The 941-nt window shown below is 31.0% G+C and carries 1 protein-coding gene; it reads right to left on the bottom strand.

The features are described 5' to 3' along the window. Positions 1-300: 300 nt before the first annotated feature. Positions 301-759 carry a hypothetical protein gene (locus HF894_RS15050; RefSeq protein ID WP_204973461.1) on the bottom strand — a complete coding sequence of 153 codons (459 nt, stop codon included), beginning with the start codon at positions 757-759 and terminating at the stop codon, positions 301-303. Positions 760-941 lie beyond the last annotated feature (182 nt).

Genomic DNA, 941 nt, shown 5'->3' on the forward strand with positions numbered 1-941 from the left:
CTGCAAAGTTGCAAAATCAAGTCCGTTTCATCTCAAGAAACCACGTAATTGACTATATTTCAATAATTTCAAAGAACTATTTATCAACTTTTACGGGACAGTAGTGATTAAATTTATTAATCATTCATTTTGATCAATTTTCTCATTTACAGGCTTATATAGCTATTCGCATATGCCTTTTATCGTTTAAGATAACTATAGAAAATGATCTTTACCAATAATGTAAAATATTTGAGAAGATTCGTTTCTGTTGACTAAGACAAAAGTAGTAAAAATAATATATTTTTATACTATAATTCTTTAGAAATAAACTGTCCCCAAGGTTTCAATATAAACTTGATATGCACAGGCACGTCTAATTTGTTCTGGCGCATCATATCCTATTGGTGAAGCATAATAAGTTATATTATTCCATATTTGTCCATCCCAATATGCACAAACCATAATTTGATTCTTGTTTGTTCCTGACACTCCAATTTTTAACTTGACTGAATAAAACTGTCCTGCATAAAGATATATTCCATTGACGATCTGAATATTCTGCGGACCTACATCTTGTATGAATGTATTGGCATCAAGTACATCATACTGGGTAATACCATTATTATAGCTGCCGCTATTGTTACTACCATAAGACTGTTTCTTTTGTGTTGTCTGAGTTGAAATGTCTTTATAAGTAGTAAAGAAATCATTATAGGATTGGCTATAGGCTGCTGTGCCAATCAATGTAAGTGCTGAAATAAAAATTGTACGTTTCATAATTCTAACTATTATTTAGTATAAAATGAATCCTATGGCATATCCATCAAACATGATATTATATGTTTCAGGACACTAGTGTCCCGTTAAAATGGGACGAGTTAAACAATTAATCAAATAGCCCCGGAATAATGGGATTATATAGATCTTTGACATCATTGAAATTAGTCTTGTCGAACAGG

It is taken from the genome of Caecibacteroides pullorum (genome assembly GCF_019239235.1).
Taxonomy (GTDB): Bacteria; Bacteroidota; Bacteroidia; order Bacteroidales; family Bacteroidaceae; genus Bacteroides; species Bacteroides pullorum.